This window comes from Streptomyces sp. NPDC016677 (assembly GCF_055562815.1).
On the sequence record NZ_JBVHEO010000001.1, the window covers coordinates 729,311 to 752,415 of the forward strand.

General features: G+C 71.0%; 21 protein-coding genes. 14 read left to right on the plus strand and 7 right to left on the minus strand.

The genetic code is table 11. The annotated features are described in order from the left end of the window. Nucleotide 1: 1 nt before the first annotated feature. On the plus strand, nucleotides 2-463 hold the full coding sequence (locus ACZ3IG_RS03160) for a MerR family transcriptional regulator (protein WP_467428438.1): 462 nt from the start codon (nucleotides 2-4) through the stop codon (nucleotides 461-463). Nucleotides 464-469: 6 nt separating this feature from the next. Here ACZ3IG_RS03160 and ACZ3IG_RS03165 read toward each other — a convergent pair whose 3' ends face one another. The 3 genes from ACZ3IG_RS03165 to ACZ3IG_RS03175 form a co-directional block, all read right to left on the minus strand. Beyond that, on the minus strand, nucleotides 470-1,336 hold the full coding sequence (locus ACZ3IG_RS03165; RefSeq protein WP_467428440.1) for a DUF4429 domain-containing protein: 867 nt from the start codon (nucleotides 1,334-1,336) through the stop codon (nucleotides 470-472). Nucleotides 1,337-1,394: 58 nt separating this feature from the next. Further along, a complete protein-coding gene (locus ACZ3IG_RS03170; RefSeq protein ID WP_467428442.1) occupies nucleotides 1,395-2,615 on the minus strand; it encodes an alpha/beta hydrolase in 1,221 nt (406 codons plus the stop codon). 81 nt (nucleotides 2,616-2,696) lie between these two features. Continuing rightward, nucleotides 2,697-3,323, minus strand: a complete 627-nt coding sequence (locus ACZ3IG_RS03175; RefSeq protein WP_467428444.1) for a TetR family transcriptional regulator — start codon at nucleotides 3,321-3,323, stop codon at nucleotides 2,697-2,699. Between the two features lie 113 nt (nucleotides 3,324-3,436). On the opposite strand from ACZ3IG_RS03175, the gene ACZ3IG_RS03180 reads away from it, so the two are divergent. Then, the gene (locus ACZ3IG_RS03180; RefSeq protein ID WP_467428446.1) at nucleotides 3,437-5,044 is read left to right on the plus strand and encodes an MFS transporter; all 1,608 of its coding nucleotides are present in this window, start codon (nucleotides 3,437-3,439) and stop codon (nucleotides 5,042-5,044) included. Nucleotides 5,045-5,338: 294 nt separating this feature from the next. Continuing rightward, entirely contained in the window at nucleotides 5,339-5,617 is a 279-nt protein-coding gene (locus tag ACZ3IG_RS03185; protein ID WP_467428449.1) for a small hydrophobic protein, read from the plus strand. A gap of 377 nt (nucleotides 5,618-5,994) precedes the next feature. Here the strand turns inward: ACZ3IG_RS03185 and aceE are convergent, their stop codons facing one another. Continuing rightward, nucleotides 5,995-8,727, minus strand: a complete 2,733-nt coding sequence (aceE, locus tag ACZ3IG_RS03190) for a pyruvate dehydrogenase (acetyl-transferring), homodimeric type (RefSeq protein ID WP_467428451.1) — start codon at nucleotides 8,725-8,727, stop codon at nucleotides 5,995-5,997. A gap of 374 nt (nucleotides 8,728-9,101) precedes the next feature. Here aceE and ACZ3IG_RS03195 point away from each other — a divergent pair, with 374 nt between their 5' ends. From ACZ3IG_RS03195 to ACZ3IG_RS03220, 6 genes are all read left to right on the plus strand, one after another. Then, nucleotides 9,102-9,539 carry a DUF3052 domain-containing protein gene (locus ACZ3IG_RS03195; RefSeq protein ID WP_215171848.1) on the plus strand — a complete coding sequence of 146 codons (438 nt, stop codon included), beginning with the start codon at nucleotides 9,102-9,104 and terminating at the stop codon, nucleotides 9,537-9,539. Nucleotides 9,540-9,670: 131 nt separating this feature from the next. Beyond that, entirely contained in the window at nucleotides 9,671-10,129 is a 459-nt protein-coding gene (locus ACZ3IG_RS03200) for a peroxiredoxin (RefSeq protein WP_215171846.1), read from the plus strand. A 127-nt stretch (nucleotides 10,130-10,256) separates the two neighbouring features. Continuing rightward, nucleotides 10,257-10,832, plus strand: coding sequence for a calcium homeostasis/redox stress adaptation protein (locus ACZ3IG_RS03205; RefSeq protein WP_189413088.1), 576 nt, complete (start codon nucleotides 10,257-10,259; stop codon nucleotides 10,830-10,832). Between the two features lie 104 nt (nucleotides 10,833-10,936). After that, a complete protein-coding gene (locus ACZ3IG_RS03210; protein WP_467428454.1) occupies nucleotides 10,937-11,512 on the plus strand; it encodes a TerD family protein in 576 nt (191 codons plus the stop codon). Between the two features lie 48 nt (nucleotides 11,513-11,560). Beyond that, nucleotides 11,561-12,703, plus strand: a complete 1,143-nt coding sequence (locus tag ACZ3IG_RS03215; RefSeq protein ID WP_437088041.1) for a DUF475 domain-containing protein — start codon at nucleotides 11,561-11,563, stop codon at nucleotides 12,701-12,703. A 208-nt stretch (nucleotides 12,704-12,911) separates the two neighbouring features. Beyond that, nucleotides 12,912-13,652: a TerD family protein gene (locus ACZ3IG_RS03220; RefSeq protein WP_467428457.1), complete on the plus strand. Its 741-nt coding sequence runs from the start codon at nucleotides 12,912-12,914 to the stop codon at nucleotides 13,650-13,652. Nucleotides 13,653-13,772: 120 nt separating this feature from the next. Here ACZ3IG_RS03220 and ACZ3IG_RS03225 read toward each other — a convergent pair whose 3' ends face one another. Then, nucleotides 13,773-14,819 (minus strand): TerD family protein, encoded by a 1,047-nt coding sequence (locus tag ACZ3IG_RS03225; RefSeq protein ID WP_467428458.1) that lies wholly within the window; start codon nucleotides 14,817-14,819, stop codon nucleotides 13,773-13,775. Between the two features lie 205 nt (nucleotides 14,820-15,024). Here ACZ3IG_RS03225 and ACZ3IG_RS03230 point away from each other — a divergent pair, with 205 nt between their 5' ends. The 3 genes from ACZ3IG_RS03230 to ACZ3IG_RS03240 all read left to right on the plus strand — a co-directional run bounded on the left by ACZ3IG_RS03230 (nucleotide 15,025) and on the right by ACZ3IG_RS03240 (nucleotide 19,589). After that, nucleotides 15,025-16,200 (plus strand): HpcH/HpaI aldolase/citrate lyase family protein, encoded by a 1,176-nt coding sequence (locus ACZ3IG_RS03230; RefSeq protein ID WP_467428461.1) that lies wholly within the window; start codon nucleotides 15,025-15,027, stop codon nucleotides 16,198-16,200. Between the two features lie 75 nt (nucleotides 16,201-16,275). Beyond that, nucleotides 16,276-18,741, plus strand: a complete 2,466-nt coding sequence (locus tag ACZ3IG_RS03235) for a phosphoribosyltransferase (RefSeq protein ID WP_467429175.1) — start codon at nucleotides 16,276-16,278, stop codon at nucleotides 18,739-18,741. Continuing rightward, entirely contained in the window at nucleotides 18,741-19,589 is an 849-nt protein-coding gene (locus ACZ3IG_RS03240) for an HAD family hydrolase (RefSeq protein ID WP_467428463.1), read from the plus strand. Before ACZ3IG_RS03235 ends, ACZ3IG_RS03240 begins: the two co-directional genes overlap by 1 nt. Here the strand turns inward: ACZ3IG_RS03240 and ACZ3IG_RS03245 are convergent. Further along, nucleotides 19,507-20,361, minus strand: a complete 855-nt coding sequence (locus tag ACZ3IG_RS03245) for a DedA family protein (RefSeq protein ID WP_467428466.1) — start codon at nucleotides 20,359-20,361, stop codon at nucleotides 19,507-19,509. The two genes, ACZ3IG_RS03240 and ACZ3IG_RS03245, sit on opposite strands and share 83 nt — an antisense overlap. A gap of 132 nt (nucleotides 20,362-20,493) precedes the next feature. Here ACZ3IG_RS03245 and ACZ3IG_RS03250 point away from each other — a divergent pair, with 132 nt between their 5' ends. Then, nucleotides 20,494-21,636 (plus strand): sensor histidine kinase, encoded by a 1,143-nt coding sequence (locus tag ACZ3IG_RS03250; protein WP_467428468.1) that lies wholly within the window; start codon nucleotides 20,494-20,496, stop codon nucleotides 21,634-21,636. Further along, nucleotides 21,627-22,271 carry a response regulator transcription factor gene (locus ACZ3IG_RS03255; protein ID WP_467428470.1) on the plus strand — a complete coding sequence of 215 codons (645 nt, stop codon included), beginning with the start codon at nucleotides 21,627-21,629 and terminating at the stop codon, nucleotides 22,269-22,271. The genes ACZ3IG_RS03250 and ACZ3IG_RS03255 overlap by 10 nt, the downstream gene beginning before the upstream one ends. A gap of 389 nt (nucleotides 22,272-22,660) precedes the next feature. Here ACZ3IG_RS03255 and ACZ3IG_RS03260 read toward each other — a convergent pair whose 3' ends face one another. After that, nucleotides 22,661-22,885 (minus strand): FmdB family zinc ribbon protein, encoded by a 225-nt coding sequence (locus ACZ3IG_RS03260; RefSeq protein WP_467428472.1) that lies wholly within the window; start codon nucleotides 22,883-22,885, stop codon nucleotides 22,661-22,663. Nucleotides 22,886-23,105: the final 220 nt, after the last annotated feature.

Genomic DNA, 23,105 nt, shown 5'->3' on the forward strand with positions numbered 1-23,105 from the left:
CATGACGGTGATGCAGAGCGCGGCCGCGACCTCCCGGCCGGACACCACCCGCACCGGCACCTGCTCCTCGGGACCCCGGCGCCACCCGCGCCCCGACGGCCAGGACCACTACACCATCAGCGAGGTCGTCGCCCACACCGGCCTGACCGCGCACACCCTGCGCTGGTACGAGCGGATCGGCCTGATGTCGCACATCGACCGCTCGCACACCGGCCAGCGCCGCTACCGCAACCGCGACCTGGACTGGCTCGACTTCGTCGGCAAGCTCCGGCTGACCGGCATGCCGGTCGCCGACATGGTCCGGTACGCCGAACTGGTGCGCGAGGGCGACGGCACCTACCGCGCCCGGCGGGAACTGCTGGAGGCGACCCGGCGCGACGTCCTGACCCGGATCGCGGAACTCCAGGACACCCTCTCCGTCCTCGACCTGAAGATCAGCTTCTACGAGGGGGCCGAGCGGTAGCGGTGGCTAGAGCTGCGCGAGCAGCTCCGCCTTCTTCACGGAGAACTCCTCGTCCGTGACCAGTCCCGCCTGGTGCAGTTCCCCGAGGTGCCGGATGCGTTCGGCGATGTCGGCGGGGTCGCGCCGGGCCGGTGCCGTGGCGGCCGGTACCGCCACCGGACCGGCCTCGCGCACCGCCGCCAGCACCGCCGCAGCGAAGGGCAGCGACTCGTGCACCGCCCCGTAGCCCAGGCCGAACACCACGGACGCCGGGTCCTGGTCGGCCTGCGCGGGCGCCGGCTCGCCGTCGCGGCGCTCCAGGCGCAGGTAGCCGTCGAGGACCTCGGGGGAGCGCCACTCCACCCCGCTGAGGCCGGCGACCGGGAAGGTCTGGTCGCCGGCCTTCCACTTCGCCGACGACGCCCCGGTCCAGAACCACCGGAACGACACCGTGTTCCCGTCGAAGGACGCCTTCGCGTCGTACGCCTTGAAGTGCAGCGGCGCGTCGGGCGCCGCCACCAGGTACTCCCCGGCGGGAGCGGCGCCGGTGCCGGGCAGCCGCGCCCGCAGCTCGTCGGCGTAGTACTCGGCGAGCACCTCCCGCTCGGCCGGCAGGACCAGCCGGTACGGGTCGGACGACTCCTTCAGCTGTCCCGCAGCCGCCTCCATCAGCGGGTCGGCGCCCGCGCGGGGTTCGAGGCGCAGGACGACCGTGCCGCGTCTGCCGGGCGTCAGCGTCACGCCCGCGACGGCGTCGAGGGGGACGCGGCGTTCCCCCAGTACCTGGAAGAGCTTCGGTGTTCGAATCCCCCGTTCGTAACGGATGAGCACGGAGTCGGACCCGAACTCCCAGGCGGCATGAAATCCGGCCAGTACGTCACCCATGCGGCTCATCGTATGCGGCACCTGCTGTCGCGTCCTATCCCCGCGCGGGCCGCGGTTTCCGTCGTCTCTACGCGCGTCCGGCCGCAACGGACGCGGACAAACCGGTCCGGCAGCTTCCGGATTCGCCGGCGCAGTCCACCGAGCGGTACGCGCCAACTCCGATCCGCGCGAAGTTCGCCAGGCTCGCCGTCCCCGGGACGAAGTAGCCGCTGTGCCCCTCGGCGCCCCGCGCCGACAGCACCCGCGCCCCGAACGCGGCGGACACCGGATCGGCGCCGTGCCCGAGCCCGCCCCACTCCAGGTACGGCACGCTCCGGATCCAGTCGTCGGCGTCCCGCATCGCCCACACCCGGGCCGAGGTGCCCAGCCGGGCGGCGCTCTCCACCCGCATGCCGGGACTGCCGGCCACCGCCACGTCGGCGACCCGGCCTGGCAGCGAACGGGCCGCCGCCAGGCCGCACACCACCGAGCCGTAGCTGTGGCAGAAGAGGGAGACCGGCGTCTTCCCGGGCAGCGCGCGCACCAGCGCGGCCAGCCGGACCGCGCCGTCCGCGGCGAGCGTCGCGGTGGCCGCGTCCACGCCCAGGCCGCTGGGCGCGGTGTAGTCGGCCCAGGCGATGACCGCCGTACGCGTCGCCGGGCGGGCCGCGCGCTCGGCCCGGTACAGGGCCTTGGCCATGCCGACCGGTGCGGTGTACGCGCGCTCGGTGCGCTGGAAGGTGAGCAGGTCGGTGTCGGAGCCGGGGACGACGACGGAGATCCGCTCGGCGCGGTCCAGGTCGCCGAACACCTCGGCGACGCGGCCGGAGCCGTCCGGGTCGAAGGCGAGGATGTGCCGTCCGGGGCGCAGCAGATCCTCGTACCGGTGCATGCGGGCCGCCGCCTCGCGCTGCCCGGCGGGGGAGAGCCGGCGGTCGTGCAGGCGCCGCCGCTCCTGGGTCCGGGCCGTCCGGAGGGCGGCCCGGTTGGCTCTGTAGCGCAGGGCCGCGGGGGCGCCGTTCATGTTGCCGACGGCGAGCGGGTAGCGGCGGGCCAAGGAGGCGCGCTGGGCCCCGGTGAGCGAGGCGAAGAAGCGCGCGAGGCGGACGGGGCCGGTGCCGGTGTCCGGCAGCCGGTGCCCGTCGAGGCGGCCGTGCTCCCACGCGGTGACCGACGCCTGGAGCGGCGTCGCCTCCCGCTGGTTGCGCAGGGCGGTCCAGCCGGTGGTGGCCAGCATGACGAACACCACGGCCAGCGCGAGCAGCGCCCGCCAGACATTCAGTTGCGGGGAGGTGTCGAAAGAAGTCACTGGGAGGACACACTAGGAGAACGGGACGGTCTCGGGTGCATCAAGTGAGGCGGATCACGTTTCGATCACACCGTACGGGGATCAGGTCGTGCGCCAGTTCCCCGTCAGCGCCGGTTCGAGCTGGTCCAGGTGGGTGTCCGTCAGGGTGCGCAGGGCCATGAGGCTGGCATCGCCCCGTGTCGTCCAGGTCCGCTCCGTCACCCGCATCACCGCGCCGAAGACGGCCACCACCACGCGTGGCCGGGGGTCCGTCTCCACGTCCAGGCCCTCGCGCTCGGCGATCACCCGCGCGATCCGTTCCTCCAGCTCCGTGGCGCGGTGCAGATGGGCGGCGAGCAGGGCGGGCGTCGACTCGATCACCTGGTAGAAGCGCAGGTGCACATCGAGCGGGACGAGCTGCTCGATGGCCTCGCCGATACCGTCCCAGCTCTCCGTCAGGGCCTGGCGCAGCGCGTGCAGCGGCGCCTCGTCCGCCGGGCGGGCGCGCACCGCCTCGACGAAGCTCGATTCGGCGAGGCGGGCCACGTAGAACGCCACGTCCTGCTTGCTGGCGAAGTAACGGAAGAAGGTGCGCTGCGAGACGTCGACCGCCGCGGCGATGTCGTCGACGGTCGTCTCCTCGTAGCCCTGCTCGGTGAAAAGGTCGAGGGCGGCCCGCAGCAGGGCGTCCCGGGTGCGCTGCTTCTTGCGTTCGCGCAGCGATCTCAAATGGACTCTCCTTCAACACTTCCCCCAGTTCAGGCTATAGGGGAGTGTCCTGTCAGTTACCGACTTGTGAATCCGTTTGTCAATTGTCAGCGGCTGTCACTAGCCTCGAATGTATGACTAGTCAGACCATCGAGACGACGGGGCCGGGGGACCGGGGACCGTCGGACGCCGGGCCGGCCAAGGGGCTGCGCGGCCATCCGTGGGCCACCCTCATCACCGTCGCCGTCGGGGTCATGATGGTGGCCCTCGACGGCACCATCGTGGCCATAGCCAACCCCGCCATCGGCAAGGACCTCGGCGCGAGCTGGTCCGAGCTGCAATGGATCACCAACGCGTACTTCCTCGCTCTCGCGGTCACCCTGATCACCGCGGGCAAGCTCGGCGACCGCTTCGGCCACCGGCAGACCTTCCTGATCGGCGTGGCGGGCTTCGCCCTGTCCTCCGGGGCGATCGGGCTGTCCAGCAGCATCGGCGCGGTCATCGTCTTCCGGGTCTTCCAGGGCCTGTTCGGCGCGCTGCTGATGCCGGCGGCGCTGGGGCTGCTGCGGGCGACCTTCCCGGCCGAGAAGCTCAACATGGCCATCGGCATCTGGGGCATGGTCATCGGCGCGTCCACCGCGGGCGGGCCGATCCTGGGCGGCGTGCTGGTCGAGCACGTCAACTGGCAGTCCGTGTTCTTCATCAACGTGCCGGTGGGCGTGCTCGCCCTGGTGCTCGGCGTGCTGATCCTGCTGGACCACCGGGCCCAGAACGCGCCGCGCTCCTTCGACATCGTCGGCATCGTGCTGCTGTCGGCCTCGATGTTCTGCCTGGTGTGGGCGCTCATCAAGGCCCCCGAGTGGGGCTGGGGCGACGGGAAGACCTGGCTGTTCATCGTGGTGTCGGTGGTCGGCTTCGGGCTCTTCTCCTTCTGGGAGACCAGGGTCAGGGAGCCGTTGATCCCGCTGGCCATGTTCCGCTCGGTGCCGCTGTCGGCCGGTGTCGTGCTGATGGTGCTGATGGCGATCGCCTTCATGGGCGGCCTGTTCTTCGTCACCTTCTACCTCCAGAACGTGCACGGGATGAGCCCGGTCGACGCCGGTCTGCACCTGCTGCCGCTGACCGCGATGATGATCGTCGGCTCGCCTGCGGCGGGCGCGATGATCACCAAGTTCGGGCCGCGGGTGCCGCTGGCCGGCGGCATGGCGCTCACCGCGATCGCGATGTACGGCATGTCGACGCTGGAGACGGACACCGGCAGCCTGGCGATGTCGATCTGGTTCGCCCTGCTGGGGCTGGGCCTGGCGCCGGTCATGGTCGGCGCGACCGAGGTCATCGTCGGCAACGCGCCGCTGGAGCTGTCCGGTGTGGCCGGCGGTCTCCAGCAGGCGGCGATGCAGATCGGCGGCAGCCTCGGTACGGCGGTGCTGGGCGCGGTGATGGCCTCCAAGGTGGACAACGACTTCGCGGGCAACTGGGCGGACGCGGGGCTGCCGCAGCTCACGCCGGCCCAGCTGGACCAGGCCGCGGAGGGTGTCCAGCAGGGGATCGCGCCGGTGCCGGACGGGACCCCGGCGCCGATCGCCGAGAAGATCGCGGACGTCGCGCACGACACGTTCATCTCCGGGATGAGCCTGGCGTCGCTGACGGCGGCGGGGGTCGCGGTGGTGGCGGTGTTCGTGGCGTTCCTGACGAAGCGGGGGGACAACGCGGAGGCGGGCGCGGGCGTCGGTCACATCTGACGGGCCTTCGGTCCGTGCCTTCGGTCGGTGTCCTCGGTCCGTGCCTTCGGTCCGTGCCTTCGGTCCGTGTCCTCGGTCTGCGGTTCGCTCATCAGGGTGACGATTGCGGCGAACCCCTCCCCTCCGGCGGGCGTCGCAGGTCACAGTGCGGGACGGGAGGGACGGCTGCGGCGCGCTGCTGGAGGGGGGCAGCGCGCGGGCAGCGTCTCGCCGGGAGGATTGGCCGTCGCATCGGGGGTACTCGCTCATCGAACCCGAAATGGACCCGAACTCAGGCAAGGGTTCAGGGAGTTGATGATGTCGAGCTTCGGACAAGGAACGCGCAGGCACCCTCGCTCACGTGGCCGGACGTGGTCAGGGAGCGGGCCGGATCGCGCGACGCTCGGGATCATCGGGGTCATCTGCGCGGTCGCCGGGTTCTTCGTGCTGGGGATCGTCCTCGGCCCCGCGGCGATCGTCTGCGGCTGGCTCGCCATGGACCGGACCTGGGCGGGCTCCCGCCCGCTCCAGGCCGTCATCGCCGTGACGCTGGGCGCGATCGACACGTTGGTCGCCCTGGTCGGGCTGATCTGAGACGGGCGCCTGCGGCGCCTGTGCGGGTTCGGTGGGGGTGCGCGTAGCGCCCACTCCGGTGCGGGTGGTCGGGGCCGGGGTGGGGGGTGTCCGTCCTCGGAACGGCGCGGAATCGGTCGCTTACGGGGGTGCGGCGGGTTGACGCGCCAACCGCTGCGGGCGGACACCCCCCCACCCCGTCCCCTGGCCGCCGTACGCGGGTGCGGGTGCGTACCCGCGTGACCGCGGGCATTCGTGCCGCCTGGGGCGGCACGGGTGGGCGCGGCGGCACCCCGTCAGCGCCGGGCCGCGCAACCCACCCCCGCGTCAACCGCCACGCCGGGCGCCGCAAGGGCGACGGCGCCGGAACCCCGCCGCCCCCAACCCCAGCGGACGCGCTACGCGTCGCCCCCCGCGGCCCCCGGATCCGCCGCCGACACATCAAGCAACCGGTAGCGGTCCACGGCCTGCTTCAGCACCGACCGGTCCACCTTCCCCTCCCGTGCCAGCTCGCTCAGCACTCCCACCACCACCGACTCCGCGTCGATGTGGAAGAACCTCCGCGCCGCCCCCCGCGTGTCCGCGAACCCGAACCCGTCCGCGCCCAGCGACTGGTACGTCCCCGGCACCCACCGCGCGATCTGGTCCGGCACCGACCGCATCCAGTCGGACACGGCGACGAACGGCCCCTGCGCGCCCGCCAGTTTCCGTGTCACGTACGGCACCCGCTGCTCCTCCTCCGGATGCAGCAGGTTGTGCTCCTCGCACGCGACCGCTTCGCGCCGCAGCTCGTTCCAGGAGGTCGCCGACCACACGTCGGCCCGTACGTTCCACTCCTCGGCGAGGATCCGCTGCGCCTCGACCGCCCACGGCAGCGCCACGCCGGACGCCAGGATCTGTGCCGGGATCGAGCCGCCCGTGCCCTCACTGAAGCGGTAGACGCCCTTGAGGATGCCCTCGACGTCGACGTTCTCGGGCTCGGCGGGGTGCTGGATCGGCTCGTTGTAGACGGTGAGGTAGTAGAAGACGTCCTCACTGTCCGGGCCGTACATCCGGCGCAGCCCGTCCTTGACGATGTGGGCGATCTCGAAGCCGAAGGCGGGGTCGTACGCCACGCACGCCGGATTGGTCGAGGCCAGCAGCTGGGACTGGCCGTCCGCGTGCTGCAGCCCCTCGCCGGTCAGGGTCGTGCGGCCGGCGGTCGCGCCCAGTACAAAACCGCGTGCGAGCTGGTCGCCCATCTGCCAGAACTGGTCGCCGGTGCGCTGGAAACCGAACATCGAGTAGAAGACGTAGACCGGGATGAGGGGTTCGCCGTGCGTCGCGTACGCCGAGCCGGCGGCGATGAGCGATGCCGTGCAGCCCGCCTCGGAGATGCCGTCGTGCAGCATCTGGCCGTTCGGCGACTCCTTGTACGCGAGCAACAGGTCCCGGTCGACCGACTCGTACTGCTGGCCGAGCGGGTTGTAGATCTTCGCGCTCGGGAAGAACGAGTCCATGCCGAACGTGCGGTACTCGTCCGGCGCGATCAGCACGAAGCGCTTGCCGATCTCCTTGTCCCGCATGAGGTCCTTGAGGAGCCGGACAAAGGCCATGGTCGTCGCGATGGACTGCTGACCGGACCCCCTCTTCACGGTCGCGTACGTCTGCTCGCCCGGCAGCGGGAGCGGCTTCGCGCGCACGACGCGGGTGGGGACGTAGCCGCCGAGCGCCTTGCGGCGGTCGTGCATGTACTGCATCTCCTCGGTCTCCCGGCCGGGGTGGTAGTACGGCGGCGGGCCCGACTCCAGTTCCCGGTCGGAGATCGGCAGGTGCAGCCGGTCGCGGAAGCGCTTGAGATCGTCGACCGTGAGCTTCTTCATCTGGTGCGTGGCGTTGCGGCCCTCGAAGTTCGGGCCCAGCGTCCAGCCCTTGACGGTCTTGGCGAGGATGACGGTCGGCTGCCCCTTGTGTTCCAGGGCCGCCTTGTACGCCGCGTAGATCTTGCGGTGGTCGTGGCCGCCGCGGCCCAGGTGCAGGATCTGGTCGTCGGTCATGTTCTCGACCATGGCGCGCAGCCGGTGGTCGTCGCCGAAGAAGTGGTCGCGGATGTAGGCGCCCGACTCGGTGGCGTACGTCTGGAACTGGCCGTCCGGGGTGGTGTTCATCTTGTTGACCAGGACGCCGTCGCGGTCCTGGGCGAGCAGCGGGTCCCAGGTGCGGTCCCAGACGAGCTTGATGACGTTCCAGCCGGCGCCCCGGAAGACCGACTCCAGTTCCTGGATGATCTTTCCGTTGCCGCGCACCGGGCCGTCGAGGCGCTGGAGGTTGCAGTTGACGACGAAGGTGAGGTTGTCCAGGCCCTCGCGGGCGGCGATGGTCAGCTGGCCCAGCGACTCCGGCTCGTCCATCTCACCGTCGCCGAGGAACGCCCAGACGTGCGAGCGGGAGGTGTCGGCGATCCCGCGCGCGTGCAGGTAGCGGTTCATGCGGGCCTGGTAGATCGCGCCGATCGGGCCGAGGCCCATGGAGACGGTCGGGAACTCCCAGAAGTCCGGCATCGAGCGCGGGTGGGGGTAGGACGAGAGCGTGTACGGCGCCTTGGACTTCTCCTGCCGGAAGCCGTCCAGGTGCCGTTCGCCGAAGCGGTCCAGGAGGTAGGCGCGGGCGTAGATGCCCGGCGATGCGTGGCCCTGGAAGAAGACCTGGTCGCCGCCGTCGCCGTCGTCCTTGCCGCGGAAGAAGTGGTTGAACCCGACGTCGTAGAGGGAGGCCGAGGAGGCGAACGTGGCGATGTGGCCGCCCACGCCGATGCCGGGCCGCTGGGCGCGGGAGACCATCACAGCCGCGTTCCAGCGGGTGGCGTTCAGGATGCGGCGCTCGATCTCCTCGTTGCCCGGGAAGAACGGCTCGCTCTTGGTCGGGATCGTGTTGACGTAGTCCGTGCTGCGCATCTCGGGCACGGCGACGCGCTTCTCACGGGCCCGTTCGATCAGCCGCAGCATCAGGTAGCGGGCCCGCTCCCGGCCGCGCTGGTCGACGGCGGCGTCCAGCGAGTCGAGCCACTCCTGGGTCTCCTCGGGGTCGAAGTCAGGAACCTGACTCGGAAGGCCGCCAATGATGATCGGATTGCGATCGGATGCGGAAGCCACACTGTTCCTTCGCTGTCGCAGGGCGTATCGGAGAGTGCCGGAACCGTCTCCCATCGTGTACCTGTCGGGGGGAAACGTCATCTCTACCGTGAGGTAACCAGTTCTCCGTCGATAACCAGGGCAAGTTCTTGCGGATCTCGTACCCCTGTATGGTTCCCAATTACGCAAACGGGGCAGAAAGGTGTGGTGTACGTCACCTTCGATCCTGGGTGGCGTGCCTGGAGTTGCGGTGACACGGTCGGGATCGTCACCGTTTCGGCGGTCCCAGTGGCCGGGTACTTGCGCGATCCGTCCCGCCCGTGTGGACTACGGCCAATGCTTCGCGCACGCGCGTGGCTGAGACATTCCCTAAATACATGATCAGGAGGCAACCCGTGAGCGCGACCGCGGACCACGCGGAGGAGCGGACGAACCCTGCCGCCAGGCTGGGGTTCCAGCCCGGGCAGGTGGTCCAGGAGATCGGCTACGACGACGACGTCGATCAGGAGCTCCGCGAGGCCATCGAAGGTGCCATCGAGGGCGACCTGGTGGACGAGGACTACGAGGACGTGGCCGACGCCGTCGTGCTGTGGTTCCGTGACGACGACGGCGACCTGACGGATGCGCTGGTGGATGCCACCACGTACATCGAGGAGGGCGGGGCGATCCTGCTCCTCACGCCGAAGACCGGACGTGACGGTTACGTCGAGCCCAGTGACATCTCGGAAGCCGCGACGACGGCCGGTCTGACGGCGGCCAAGAGCGTCAGCGTCGGCAAGGACTGGAGCGGCAGCCGGCTGGCGACGCCGAAGGCCGCCAAGTCGAAGCGGTAGCCCCGTAGCCGGGCTTCCCCCTTTCACGGGCCCCGGACGGGCCGGCTCCGGTCGGCCCGTCCGGGGTTCCGTCGTGGTCCCTGCGTAGGGTGTGCTCCGAGAGCGACCCCTACGAAGGGACCAACAGGACGATGGCGATCCAGGTCGGCGACAAGGCCCCCGACTTCGAACTCAAGGACAACCACGGGGCGACCGTGAAGCTGTCCGACTTCCGGGGCGGCAAGAACGTGGTGCTGCTCTTCTACCCCTTCGCCTTCACGGGCGTGTGCACCGGTGAGCTGTGCGAGGTGCGCGACAACCTGCCGCAGTTCTCCGACCGCGACACCCAGGTGCTCGCCGTCTCCAACGACTCCATCCACACCCTGCGCGTCTTCGCCGAGCAGGAGGGCCTGGAGTACCCCCTGCTGTCCGACTTCTGGCCGCACGGCAACGTCTCGCGCGCCTACGGCGTCTTCGACGAGGACAAGGGCTGCGCGGTGCGCGGCACCTTCGTCATCGACAAGGAGGGCGTGGTGCGCTGGACCGTCGTCAACGGACTGCCGGACGCCCGGGACCTGTCCGAGTACGTGAAGGCGCTCGACACCCTGTGATCGCGACGCGGTGATTCTTCCGCGTCAGGGCCTGCGGGGTGCGGGAACCCGTCACTAGGATCGAATCGTTGATCCGACATCCGACGCACTTCGGGGCTTCCCGCCCCCGGACACCAATGGAGGACTCGTGGGAGTCAGCCTCAGCAAGGGCGGCAACGTATCGCTGACCAAGGAGGCCCCCGGCCTGACCGCGGTCATCGTCGGTCTGGGGTGGGACGTGCGGACCACGACCGGCACCGACTTCGACCTCGACGCCAGCGCGCTGCTGCTGAACAGTTCCGGCAAGGTCGGCAACGACCAGCACTTCATCTTCTTCAACAACCTGAAGACCCCGGACGGCTCGGTCGAGCACACCGGTGACAACCTCACCGGTGAGGGCGAGGGCGACGACGAGCAGATCAAGGTCGACCTCGCGACCGTCCCCGCCGACGTCGAGAAGATCGTCTTCCCGGTGTCGATCTACGACGCGGAGAACCGCCAGCAGTCCTTCGGCCAGGTCCGCAACGCCTTCATCCGGGTCGTCAACCAGGCCGGCGGCGCCGAGATCGCCCGCTACGACCTGAGCGAGGACGCCTCCACGGAGACCGCCATGGTCTTCGGCGAGCTGTACCGGCACGGCGCGGAGTGGAAGTTCCGCGCCATCGGCCAGGGGTACGCGTCGGGCCTGCGCGGCATCGCGCAGGACTTCGGCGTGAACGTCTGAGCCGACCCCTGTCGTCCGGCGCCGCACGGTCCGCGTGCGGCGCCGGACGCGCACACGAGCGCCTCGCGCACAGCGGAACCACAACCCGGGGAGGGAACAGCACCATGGGCGTCACGCTCGCCAAGGGAGGAAACGTCTCCCTGTCCAAGGCCGCACCGAACCTCACGCAGGTGATGGTCGGGCTCGGCTGGGACGCGCGTTCCACCACCGGAGCCCCCTTCGACCTCGACGCCAGCGCCCTGGTGTGCGGCGGCGGCCGGGTGCTCGGTGACGAGTGGTTCGTCTTCTACAACCAGCTGAAGAGCCCCGACGGTTCGGTCGAGCACACCGGTGACAATCTCACCGGCGAGGGTGACGGCGACGACGAGTCGCTCCTGATCGACCTCTCCCTGGTGCCCGAGCGGTGCGACAAGATCGTCTTTCCGGTCTCCATCCACCAGGCCGACGAGCGCGGCCAGACCTTCGGCCAGGTCGGCAACGCCTTCATCCGGGTCGTCAACCAGGCCGACGGCCAGGAACTCGCCCGCTACGACCTGAGCGAGGACGCCTCCACCGAGACCGCGATGATCTTCGGTGAGGTCTACCGCTACCAGGGCGAGTGGAAGTTCCGGGCAGTCGGACAGGGGTACGCGTCGGGGCTCCGGGGCATCGCTCTAGACTTCGGAGTCAACGTTTCGTAAAGCCGAGTACGGCGCGGGGGAGCCCCGTACACAAGGATTGGGTAGCCAGTGCTTCTGAAAACCTTCGGCTGGTCGTTCGCGGTCACCGCGCTCGGCCTGGTCGCGGCGGTCTTCTACGGGGGGTGGACCGCCTTCGGTGTCGTGGCGATCCTCTCCATCCTGGAAATCTCGCTGTCCTTCGACAATGCGGTGATCAACGCCGGAATCCTGAAGAAGATGAGTGCCTTCTGGCAGAAGATCTTCCTCACGATCGGCGTCCTGATCGCCGTGTTCGGCATGCGGCTGGTCTTCCCGGTCGTCATCGTCGCCGTCAGCGCCCAGCTCGGCCCGATCGAGGCCGTCGACCTCGCGCTCACCGACAAGGACCGCTACCAGGAACTCGTCACCGACGCCCACCCGGCGATCGCCGCGTTCGGCGGTATGTTCCTGCTGATGATCTTCCTGGACTTCCTCTTCGAGGACCGGGACATCAAGTGGCTGGGCTGGCTGGAGCGCCCGCTGGCCAAGCTGGGCAAGGTCGACATGCTGTCGGTCTGCATCGCCCTGATCGTGCTGCTGATCTCCGCGATGACCTTCGCCACCCACGCCCACCAGCACGGCGGCACCCACGTCGACAAGGCCGAGACCGTGCTGCTGGCCGGCATCGCGGGCCTGATCACCTACCTGATCGTCGGCGGACTCTCCGGCTTCTTCGAGGACAAGCTCGAAGAGGAGGAGGAACGCGAGCACGAGGCCGAGGAAGCCGCCGCCCGCTCGGGCAAGCCCAAGTCGGCGGTCGCCATCGCCGGCAAGGCGGCGTTCTTCATGTTCCTCTACCTGGAAGTCCTGGACGCCTCCTTCTCCTTCGACGGGGTGATCGGCGCCTTCGCCGTCACCAACGACATCGTCCTGATGGCCCTCGGCCTGGGTATCGGCGCCATGTACGTCCGGTCCCTGACCGTGTACCTGGTCCGTCAGGGCACCCTGGACGACTACGTCTACCTGGAGCACGGCGCCCACTACGCGATCGGCGCCCTCGCCGTGATCCTGCTGATCACCATCCAGTACCAGATCAGCGAGCTGATCACCGGCCTCATCGGCGTGGTCCTGATCGGCGCCTCCTTCTGGTCCTCCGTACGCCGCAACAAGCGGCTCGCCGAGGCCGAGGGGCCAGGAAACAGCGAGAAGGCGGAAGTCTCCTCCGGAGTGTGAGGAGCCCGCTGCTCCGGGCCCTGTTCGCCTCCGGTGCTCCGGCACCGCGGGTGTGAACCCGGCCCGGGCGAGGAACGCTCTGAGCGGGGCGGCGTCGAGGACGACTCCTCGACGCCGCCCCGTCGGCGTCCCGGACCGCGGGTGCGACGAGGCAGCCGCGGCCCATCGGTGCGGTGGCGGCGTGAGACGGACATGCGTGGGGGCGGGAATGGGCATCTTGGACGGACGACTGTGGCGCGGCCGTGAAACCGACTTCGACTCGGGCAACGCGGCGACCAATGCCATCGAGCTGACCAAACGGCACAGCCAGGTCTCCTTGACGAAACAGGGCGCGGCCACCGGCAATCTGCGCATCAACCTGACGTGGCGGATGCGGACCTCCGACATCTCCGGGCCGCAGCGGGAGAGCCTGCTCCGGCACCCCTTCAAGGCACTCAAGCCCCCCGAGGTCCTCGGCCACAGCCAGAGCATGGTCAACGTCGACCTCGACCTCGGCTGCCTCTACGAGATGCAGGACGGCGCCAAGGGCGTCGTACAGCCACTGGGCGGCTACTTCGGGGACGTCAACGCCGCGCCCTACGTCAAGCTCAGCGGCGACGACCGGTTCGGCTCCGGCTCCGGCGAGACGATCTACGTCAACCTCGACCAGCGGGATGCCATCAAGCGCCTCCTGGTCTTCGCCTACATATACGACCAGACGCCCGCCTTCGACCGCGCGCACGCCATCGTCACCCTCTACCCGAGCAACGGCCCCCGGATCGAGATAAGCCTGGACGAACGCCACCCGCAGGCCCGGTCCTGCGCCGTGGTCATGATCGAGAACATCAAGGGCGAGATGTTCGTCCGCCGCGAGGTCAAGTTCGTCTACGGCTTCCAGGGCGAACTGGACCGGCTGTACGGGTGGGGCCTGCAGTGGGGACGGGGCTACAAGGCGAAAGCCGAACGGTGAACCGGACCCGGTGAACCGGACCCGGTGGGCCGGGGCGGCGACTTGGCCCCGGTCGCCCGGCCTGCGGGGCGCATGGTGGGGGAGGGCCGACGGAGCATGGGCGGCGGTCGGCCCTCCCGCCTACCGTCCGAGGAACTGCGGCCCCTGCGGCGGCAGCCGGAAGTCCGGGTCGGGGATCACGGCCGCCGGCGGCGGGTAGCCGTAGCCGGCCGCCGCGCCGGCGGCGGTCGCCGGGGCGGGTGCGGCGGGTGCGGCGGGTGCCTGGGGGTGGCCGTACGCCGTCTGTCCGGCACCGGCGGGCTGCGGGTACCCATAGGCCGGCTGGGTCGCCGGAGTCTGCTGGGGATAGCCGTACGCGGGCTGGGTCGGTACCCCGGGCGGCTGCTCCGGCGGCAGCGGCTGGGCGGGCGCGGTCCTGGCGGACGTGGAGTGGACCGGCGGGGGCTGGACGGCCGGCGGCTGGGTGGGTGGGGACTGGACAGGTGCGGCCTGGGTGGGGGCGGTGGGCGAGGAGGGCTCGGGCGCGTTGGACGGGCCGCTCTCGGGTGTCGCTGCGGTCCCCTCGGGTGCCGTTCCCGTCGTCTCGGGTGCCCTCTGGGCGTCGTTCTCCGCCTCCGCCTCGGCCTCCTCGTCCACCGAGATGCCGAATTCGGTCGCCAGACCCTCCAGCCCGTTCGAGTAACCCTCGCCCAGCGCCCGGAACTTCCAGCTCTCCCCGCGCCGGTACAGCTCCCCGCAGATGAGCGCGGTCTCCTCGCCCGTCTCCGGCTTGACGTCGAAGTACGCCAGCGGCTCGGCGTCGTCGGCTGTCGCGTCGTAGAGCAGGACCCGCAGGTCCCGTACCTGCTCGAAGGCGACGCCGTCCGCCGAGGCGACCAGCAGGATGCGGCCGACCCGGGCCTCGACCCCGGACAGATCCGTCTGGATCGCGTCGGTCAGACCGTCGGCGGCCCGCTTCTTGCCCAGCCGCCAGACCTGGCCCGACGGGTGCCGGGGCTGGTTGTAGAAGACGAAGTCCTCGTCGGATCGCACACGGTCGTCGGGGCCCAGGAGCAGCGCGGAGACATCGACGTCCGGGATTCCTTGCCCGGGGGTCCAGCGCAGCACGGCCCGGACCGTGGTGGCCTCCAGCGGGACGTTCGACCCTTTCAGCATCGCGTGCGTCATGCCGTCATCCTGCCTTCTCGGTCCTGGTCACGACAATGCGGGGGCGGGTACCCGGGTGGGCCAGGCGTCCTGCCCCGCGGCGCCGACACGGCCGGGTTACCTGGAATTCATGCCCGACGGGAACTTCTGACATGGGTTTCTACGTACTATTACCGGCCACCTTCGAACGTTTTACAGGTCGCCCAGTCACCACGGGGGAGTTCACATGCGTCATTTCGGGCATATAGCCCCTGAGGTGCGGAAGCGTCTCTTCCATCAGGAGCCGGGTGTGTTCAGCGCCGACTCCCCGGCACGGCTGCTCTCCGCGGCTCTGGGGGCCACGCTCTACAGCCCCGCCACCCGGCCGCATCTCGCCGACGACATTCTCAAGCAGGCCGCCAACGGCGTGGTCTCGATGGTGCTCTGCCTGGAGGACTCCATCGACGACGCCGATGTGGCGGCCGGCGAGGAGAACCTCGTACGGCACCTCACCGACCTCTCCGGGCGCTCCGGACACGTCGGCGGAAACGTTCCGCTGCTGTTCGTCCGCGTACGCACCGCCGAGCAGATTCCCGACCTGGTGCGACGCCTCGGCCCCGCCGTGGGGACACTCTCCGGATTCGTCCTGCCGAAGTTCACCGAGGAACGCGGCATGCCCTTCCTGGAGGCCCTCTCCGACGCGGAGGCCACCACGGGCCGGCGCCTGTTCGCCATGCCGGTCCTGGAATCCCCGGAGCTGCTGTACCGGGAGTCGAGGGTGCACACCCTGGAGGGCATCTTCCGCGCGGTCGACAAGTACCGCGACCGCGTCCTCGCCCTCCGGCTCGGCGTGACCGACTTCTGCTCCTCCTACGGGCTGCGCCGCGGTCCCGACATGACGGCGTACGACATCCAGATCGTCGCCTCCGTGATCGCCGACGTGGTGAACATGCTCGGGCGGGCCGACGGCACCGGATTCACCGTGACCGGACCGGTGTGGGAGTACTTCCGGGTCCAGGAGAGGATGTTCAAGCCGCAACTGCGGCAGAGCCCCTTCCTTGAGGTGCAGGCCGCGGACCTGCGGGCCCGGCTGATCGAGCACGCCATGGACGGCCTGCTGCGGGAGATCTCCCTGGACCAGGCCAACGGCCTGCTGGGGAAGACCTGCATCCACCCCTCCCACGTGCTCCCGGTGCACGCGCTCTCCGTGGTCAGCCACGAGGAGTTCAGCGACGCCCAGGACATCCTCCGCCCGGAGCGCGGCGGAGGAGGCGTGCTGAGGTCGTCGTACACGAACAAGATGAACGAGGTGAAGCCGCACCGGGCCTGGGCCGAGCGCACTCTGCTGCGCGCCGAGGTCTTCGGCGTGGCCAACGAGGACATCGGCTTCGTCGAACTGCTCGCCGCCGGCCTGTCCGACTGAGCCTGTCCGGCCGAACCGGCCGGCCGAACACAAGGGATCATGGACCACGCAGTGGACAACGGGAGGCGTACGCGCATGAAGGAGCGGCCGCGGGCCGGAGAGCCGGCCGGGACATGGACCGGCAGCTGGGTCGCCGAACGGCTCGGCGTCGGCCTCACGGGCGACGACGACCTGACCGGCCTGCTCGGCCTCGCCCTGCGCCGCAACCCCAAGCGGGCGCACCTCCTCGTCTCCAACGTGCTCGGCAAGCACGTACCGCAGTCGCCTTCCGTGGTCTACGGCCACGGCTTCACCCTCGGCCGCCGCGTACGCGACCTGCTGGGCGCCGAGGAGGCCGCGGCCGCGGTCGTCCTGGGCTACGCGGAGACCGCCACCGGCCTCGGCCACTCGGTCGCCGACGGCCTCGGCCCCGCCACCTACCTGCACTCCACCCGACGCCCGGTCGACGGCGTCGCCCAGGCGGGCGGCTTCGAGGAGTCCCACTCGCACGCCACCTCCCACCTGCTGCTGCCCGCCGACCCCGCGCTGCTGGCCGGCGACGGACCGCTCGTCCTCGTCGACGACGAGTTCTCCACCGGCAACACGGTGCTCAACACCGTCCGCGCCCTGCACGAGCGTTACCCCCGCCGCCGGTACGTCGTGGTCGCCCTGGTGGACATGCGCTCGCCGGCCGACGCGGGCCGCCTGGAGGAGTTCGCCCGGGAGATCGGCGCCCGCGTGGACCTGGTGGCGGCCGCCTCGGGCACCGTCCTGCTGCCCGACGACGTACTGGAGAAGGGACAGCGGCTGGTGGCCCGGCACGAGGCGGCGGCCGCCGCCGAGCCGGAGCCCGCCCGGACCGGCACGGCCCCCGTCCGCCGCGTTGACCTGCGCTGGCCGCGCGGACTGCCCGACGGCGGGCGGCACGGGTTCACCGCCGCCCACCGGGCCCGACTGGAGAGCGCGCTGCCCGCCATGGCCGCCCGGCTCGCCGAGGCCCTGCCCGCCGGCGCCCGCCGCGTCCTGGTCCTCGGCTGCGAGGAACTGATGTACGCCCCGCTGCGCCTGGCCCGCGAACTGGAACAGGTCGTGCCCGCGGAGGTGCGCTACTCCACCACCACCCGCTCGCCCGTCCTCGCCGTCGACGACCCCGGCTACGCGATACGCACCCGCCTGGTCTTCCCCGCCCACGACGACCCTGCCGACGGCCCCGGCGAGCGCTACGCCTACAACGTCGCCGGCGCCGGCTTCGACGCCGTCGTCGCCGTCGTCGACTCGGCCGCCGACACCCCGGCCCTGCACGCGCCCGACGGCCTGCTGGCCCGGCTCGCCGCCCACGTGCCGCACGTCCTGCTCGCGGTCGTCCCCTCGTACGTCCCCGGCGCTTCCTCCGAAAGGCCCGCCATGCTGCCCGAGCCGCTGCGCGGCCCCGCCTTCTCCTCCTATGCCCCCGACGAGGTCGGCTGGCTGCTCCAGGACCTCTCGGACACGACGCTGGAGGCGCCCACCGAGGAGCGCGAGGAGGCGATCCAGAAGGGGGGCGCGCACTACGCGGAGTCGCTGCCCGTCGAGTACCAGCCCAGCGAGCAGTACCAGGACCTGTTCCACGCGGCGCTGCGCACCTCGGCGGCCCGGCTGGCGCAGGCCGTCGGAGCCGTCACCGAACTCGTCCTCCTTGAACGGTCCCCGAGACCCGTCCTCGTGTCCCTCGCCCGCGCGGGCACGCCCGTCGGGATCCTGATGCGCCGCTGGGCGCAGTTCCGTCATGGTCTCGACCTCCCCCACTACGCCGTGTCGATCGTCCGGGGCCGGGGCATCGACGCCAACGCACTGCGCTGGCTGGCCGACCACCACGACCCCGCCGACGTCGTCTTCGTCGACGGCTGGACCGGCAAGGGCGCCATCACCCGCGAACTCGCCGCCGCCCTGCGCGACTTCGAGGTGTCCGACGGCATCACCGGCTTCGACCCGGAGATCGCCGTCCTGGCCGACCCCGGTTCCTGTGTCCGCACCTACGGAACCCGCGATGACTTCCTCATCCCCTCCGCCTGTCTCAACTCCACCGTCTCCGGTCTGATCTCCCGCACCGTGCTCCGCGCCGACCTGGTCGGCGCCCACGACTTCCACGGCGCGAAGTTCTACCGCGAACTCGCCGGCGCCGACCTCTCACCGGCCTTCCTCGACGCCGTCTCCGCCCGCTTCCCGGAGGTCGCGGGCGCCGTCGACATCCAGGCCAAGGACCTGCACGCCGCCGACCGGACCCCCACCTGGGAGGGCTGGGCGGCGGTCGAGCGGATCAGCGAGGAGTACGGCATCCACGACGTCAACCTCGTCAAGCCCGGCGTCGGCGAGACCACCCGCGTGATGCTGCGCCGGGTGCCCTGGAAGGTGCTGGCCCGGGCCGGCGCCGGCAGCGACCTGGACCACGTCCGGCTGCTCGCCGCACAGCGGGGCGTGCCCGTGGAGGAGGTCGCCGACCTGCCCTACACCTGCGTAGGGCTGATCCACCCCCGGTACACCCGCGGCGCGACGGGCGCCGACGGCAGGGCGGTGACGGTCTGATGCCCGCTCAGCCTGCTCAGTCCGTACAGCCCGTACTCGTCGCGAGCGACCTCGATCGCACGCTGATCTACTCCGCCGCCGCCCTGAACCTGACCGTCCCGGACCAGGAAGCGCCCCGGCTGCTGTGCGTGGAGGTCTACGACAGCAAGCCCCTGTCGTACATGACGGAGACCGCCGCCCGGCTTCTCGGCGACCTCGGTGACCTCGGCGAGGCCGCTGTCTTCGTGCCGACCACGACGCGGACCCGCGCCCAGTACCAGCGCATCAGACTGCCCGGCCCCCCGCCGAAGTACGCGATCTGTGCCAACGGCGGCCATCTGCTGGTGGACGGCGTCGCCGACCTCGACTGGCACGCGCGGGTCACCGCGCGGCTGGCCGACGAGTGCGCCCCGCTGGCGGAGGTGCGCGAGCATCTGATGGCCACCGCCGACCCGCAGTGGGTGCGCAAGCACCGCACCGCCGAGGACCTCTTCGCCTACCTCGTCCTCGAACGCGACCTGGTGCCCGAGGGGTGGGTCAAGGAACTCGCCGTGTGGGCCGGCGACCGCGGCTGGACCGTGTCCCTCCAGGGCCGCAAGCTCTACGCCGTCCCGGCGCCGCTCACCAAGAGCGCGGCCGTGCGCGAGGTCGCCCGCCGCACCGGCGCCGGTCTCACCCTGGCCGCCGGGGACTCCCTCCTCGACGCCGACCTGCTGCTCGCCGCCGACCGGGGCTGGCGCCCGGGCCACGGCGAGCTGGCCGACTCCGGCTGGACGGCACCGACGGTCAGTGCCCTGCCCGAGCGGGGGGTATTCGCGGGGGAGCGGATCCTTCAGGAGTTCCTGCGGTCGGTGAACCCGGCCCGGTAGTTCGTGCGGTCGGCGCTCCCGGCCCGGTGACGTCGGTCCGGTCCGAGCGTTCCGCGGCGGGCCGGCCGGTGGACGAGGCGGACGCGGGGGAGGGCTGCTCCTCGCCGTGCCCGGAACCGCCGCGCCTGCGGCGGCCGGCTCCGGGCCGCAGCAGCCGCAGGACGACGAAGCCCAGCACCGCGACCGCGGCGCCGACGAGGATCACCTTCGAGTACGCGGAGGCGACGCTCGTGACCTGGGACCAGTTGTCCCCCAGGGCGTAACCCGCGAGCACGAACGCGGTGTTCCACAGCGCGCTGCCCAGCGTCGTCAGGCCGAGGAAGACGGGGAGCCGCATCCGCTCCACGCCCGCCGGCACCGAGATCAGACTGCGGAAGATGGGAATCATCCGGCCGAAGAACACCGCCTTGGTGCCGTGCCGGAGGAACCACGCCTCCGTCTTCTCTATGTCCGCCACCTTCACCAGCGGCAGCCGCCCCGCTATCGCCACGGTGCGGTCGCGGCCCAGGAGCGCCCCTATCCCGTACAGGGCGAGCGCGCCGATCACCGAGCCCGCCGTGGTCCACAGCAGGACGGCGAGCAGGTCCATCCGGCCGGAGGCGGCCGCGAATCCCGCGAGCGGCAGGATCACCTCGCTCGGCAAGGGAGGGAAGAGATTCTCCAGAGCGATGGCGATACCGGCCCCCGGGGCGCCCAGGGCGTCCATGAGGTCGTTGATCCACTGCGGAGCGGCACCGCTGTCCGCGGCCGTCTGCGCTGCGATGGCTGTCATGACGACCACGCTAGAAAATCGTGGCTGAAGGGACCCTGAGGAAGACCGCACGATCGGCTGCGGTCCACCGCAGTGACGAATTGCGGTTTTCCGCAGTGTGCGGGCATCCCGCCCACGACTAGCCTCGCGATCATGCGAGACATGGCACGACGCGGAGTGCGGTGCGGGGTGGGCCTGATCACGGGAGCCGCCGCGGCCGCTGTCGAGCTGCTCTTCACCGTCGTGGCCGGTGCGGTCCTGCTGCCGGTGGCGGCTTGGCCGGCCGGGCGCCGTGCCGCGTTCAGACCGGTCCTCGCGTGCGCGCGGAGACTGGCGGAGTGGGAGCGGACCCGGCTGCGGACCTGGCTCGGCATCCGCGTCCCGCCCGCGTACGAGGACATGCGGGCCCTGCGGTACGTGTCCTGCCGGTGGACGCTGGGAGCGCTGGGCGGGGTGGTGATGCTGTCGGCGGCGGCGGGCCTCGGGTACGGCCTGTTCTGGGCGTACGGCTGGCTGTGGCTGGACGGCATACGCGACCCGGGCTCGGTCGTCCTCAGCAGCTTCGGCGGCTTCTTCCTGCTGTTCCTCGCCGTCCAGGGGATATTCGGTGTCGCGGGGCTGGAGGGCCGGCTGGCCCGGCGCTTCTACGGTCCCCGGCACCAGGAGGAGCTGGAGCAGCGCATCGCCGAGCTGTCCGCGAGCCGCGCCGCCGTGGTCGACGCGGTGCACGACGAACGCCGCCGCATCGAGCGCGACCTGCACGACGGGGTCCAGCAGCGGCTCGTCGCCCTCGGGATGCTGCTCGGCCGTGCCCGGCGCAGCCAGGACGCCGAGCACAGGGACCACCTGCTGGGCCAGGCCCACCAGGAGAGCAGACAGGCCCTGGAGGAGCTGCGCGAGGTGGCATGGCGGATCTATCCGACCACGCTGGACGAGGCCGGCCTGCGGGCGGCTCTGGAGACGGTGGCCGAGCGGGCGTCCGTGCCCGTGCGGGTGGAGTACGGCCTCGTGGAGGAACCGGAGCGGGCACTCGCGACCGTCGCGTACTTCGTGGTGTGCGAGGCGGTCACCAACGCGGTCAAGCACGCGGCGCCCACGCGGATAACCGTCGTGGTCGCGGAAGAGGAGGGGACGGTGTACGTGGAGGTCCGGGACGACGGCTGTGGCGGGGCGAACGCCACGGGCAGCGGACTGTTCGGGCTCGCCCGGCGGGTCGCCGCTCTCGACGGCAGCCTGAGCGTGGTCAGCCCGCCGGGCGGCCCCACTCTGGTGGCGGCGGAGCTGCCATGCGGGTGATGCTCGCCGAGGACTCGACCCTGCTGCGGGAGGGTCTGGTGCGCCTGCTGGCGGAGGAGGGGCACGAGGTCGTCGCGGCCGTCGGCAACGCGGAGGCGCTGCTGGCGGCGGTCGCCCAGGACCCACCGGACGTGGTCGTCGCAGACGTCCGGATGCCGCCCACCCATACGGACGAGGGGCTGCGCGCGGCCCTGGAGATCCGGAAGAGCCGGCCGGCGGTCGGGGTCCTGGTGCTCTCGCAGTACGTGGAGAAGCGGTATGCGACGGAGTTGCTCACCGGTGACTCGGAAGGGGTGGGGTATCTGCTCAAGGACCGGGTGGTCCAGGTGGACGAGTTCCTCGACGCGCTGGAGAGGGTGGCCGCCGGCCGGGCCGCCTTCGACCCCGAGGTCGTCCGGCAGCTGCTGGGCCGCACGACCCACACCGACCCGCTGGCCCGGCTCACTGCACGCGAGCGGGCCGTGCTGGCCGAGATGGCGCAAGGGCACACCAACGCGGCGATCGCCCAGCGACTGCACATCTCGTTGAGCGGAGTGGAGAAGCACATCAACGCCATCTTCGACAAGCTCGAACTGACGGGAGGTGAGGGCTATTCGCGCAGAGTTCTGGCGGTACTGCGGTACCTCGGCAGCTGAGACGCCGGGCCGCCGCGGCACCCGGTGCGGGTCACCCGAGACAGCTGTCCTCGCCGGACCGGGTACGGGTGACGGGGCCGTGACGGGGCCGAGGCGGGGCTGTGGGGGGACTGAGGGGGCGAGTCATCTGCTGAGGCCAGTGGGCGGTCGCGGCCGGGTACCGGAGGCCGACGCGACGGGGCGGCGGCCTGTGGCAGACGCCAGTGGATGGACGCGGCCCGCGCGCCGGGGCCGGCGTGACGGGGCTGGCGGTGGTGGCGGTCCGTGGCAGGCGGCCGCCGGTCCGTGGCGGATGCGGGCCGCGGAAGCGGTGGTGCTCGCAGGGCTCACGGACCGTGGAACGGCAGTGCCGTCAAAAGCGGCGGTGCGCGCAGGGTTCGCGGACTGTGTCAGCCGCAGCAGCCCCCTCCGCAGCAACCGCCCCCGCCGCCTCCGCCGGACCCGGATGCCGGGGCCGGAGCGGAGGACGAGCCGCCGACCGCGACCGTCGACAGCAGCTTCACCGTGTCGTCGTGGCCCGCCGGGCAGGAGGCGGGAGCGGAGGACTCGGCCATGGGACGGCTCAGTTCGAACGTGTCGCCGCAGCTGCGGCAGCGGTACTCGTAGCGAGGCATGAGCACAGGTTAACCGGCGCCTATGGCACCACGGCAGGAGTACGGCAGGAGCAGGCCAGGACGACGTCAGGACCCGACCAGGACCGACCAGGACTCGGCCAGGGCCCGACCAAGGACCCGGCCAAGGACCCGACCAGGACCCAAGCCAGGACACGCCAGCACCACGTAAGGGCTCCCGGCCTCGACCCGGCCGGCGGAACACATCGCGGACTCGGGGCCG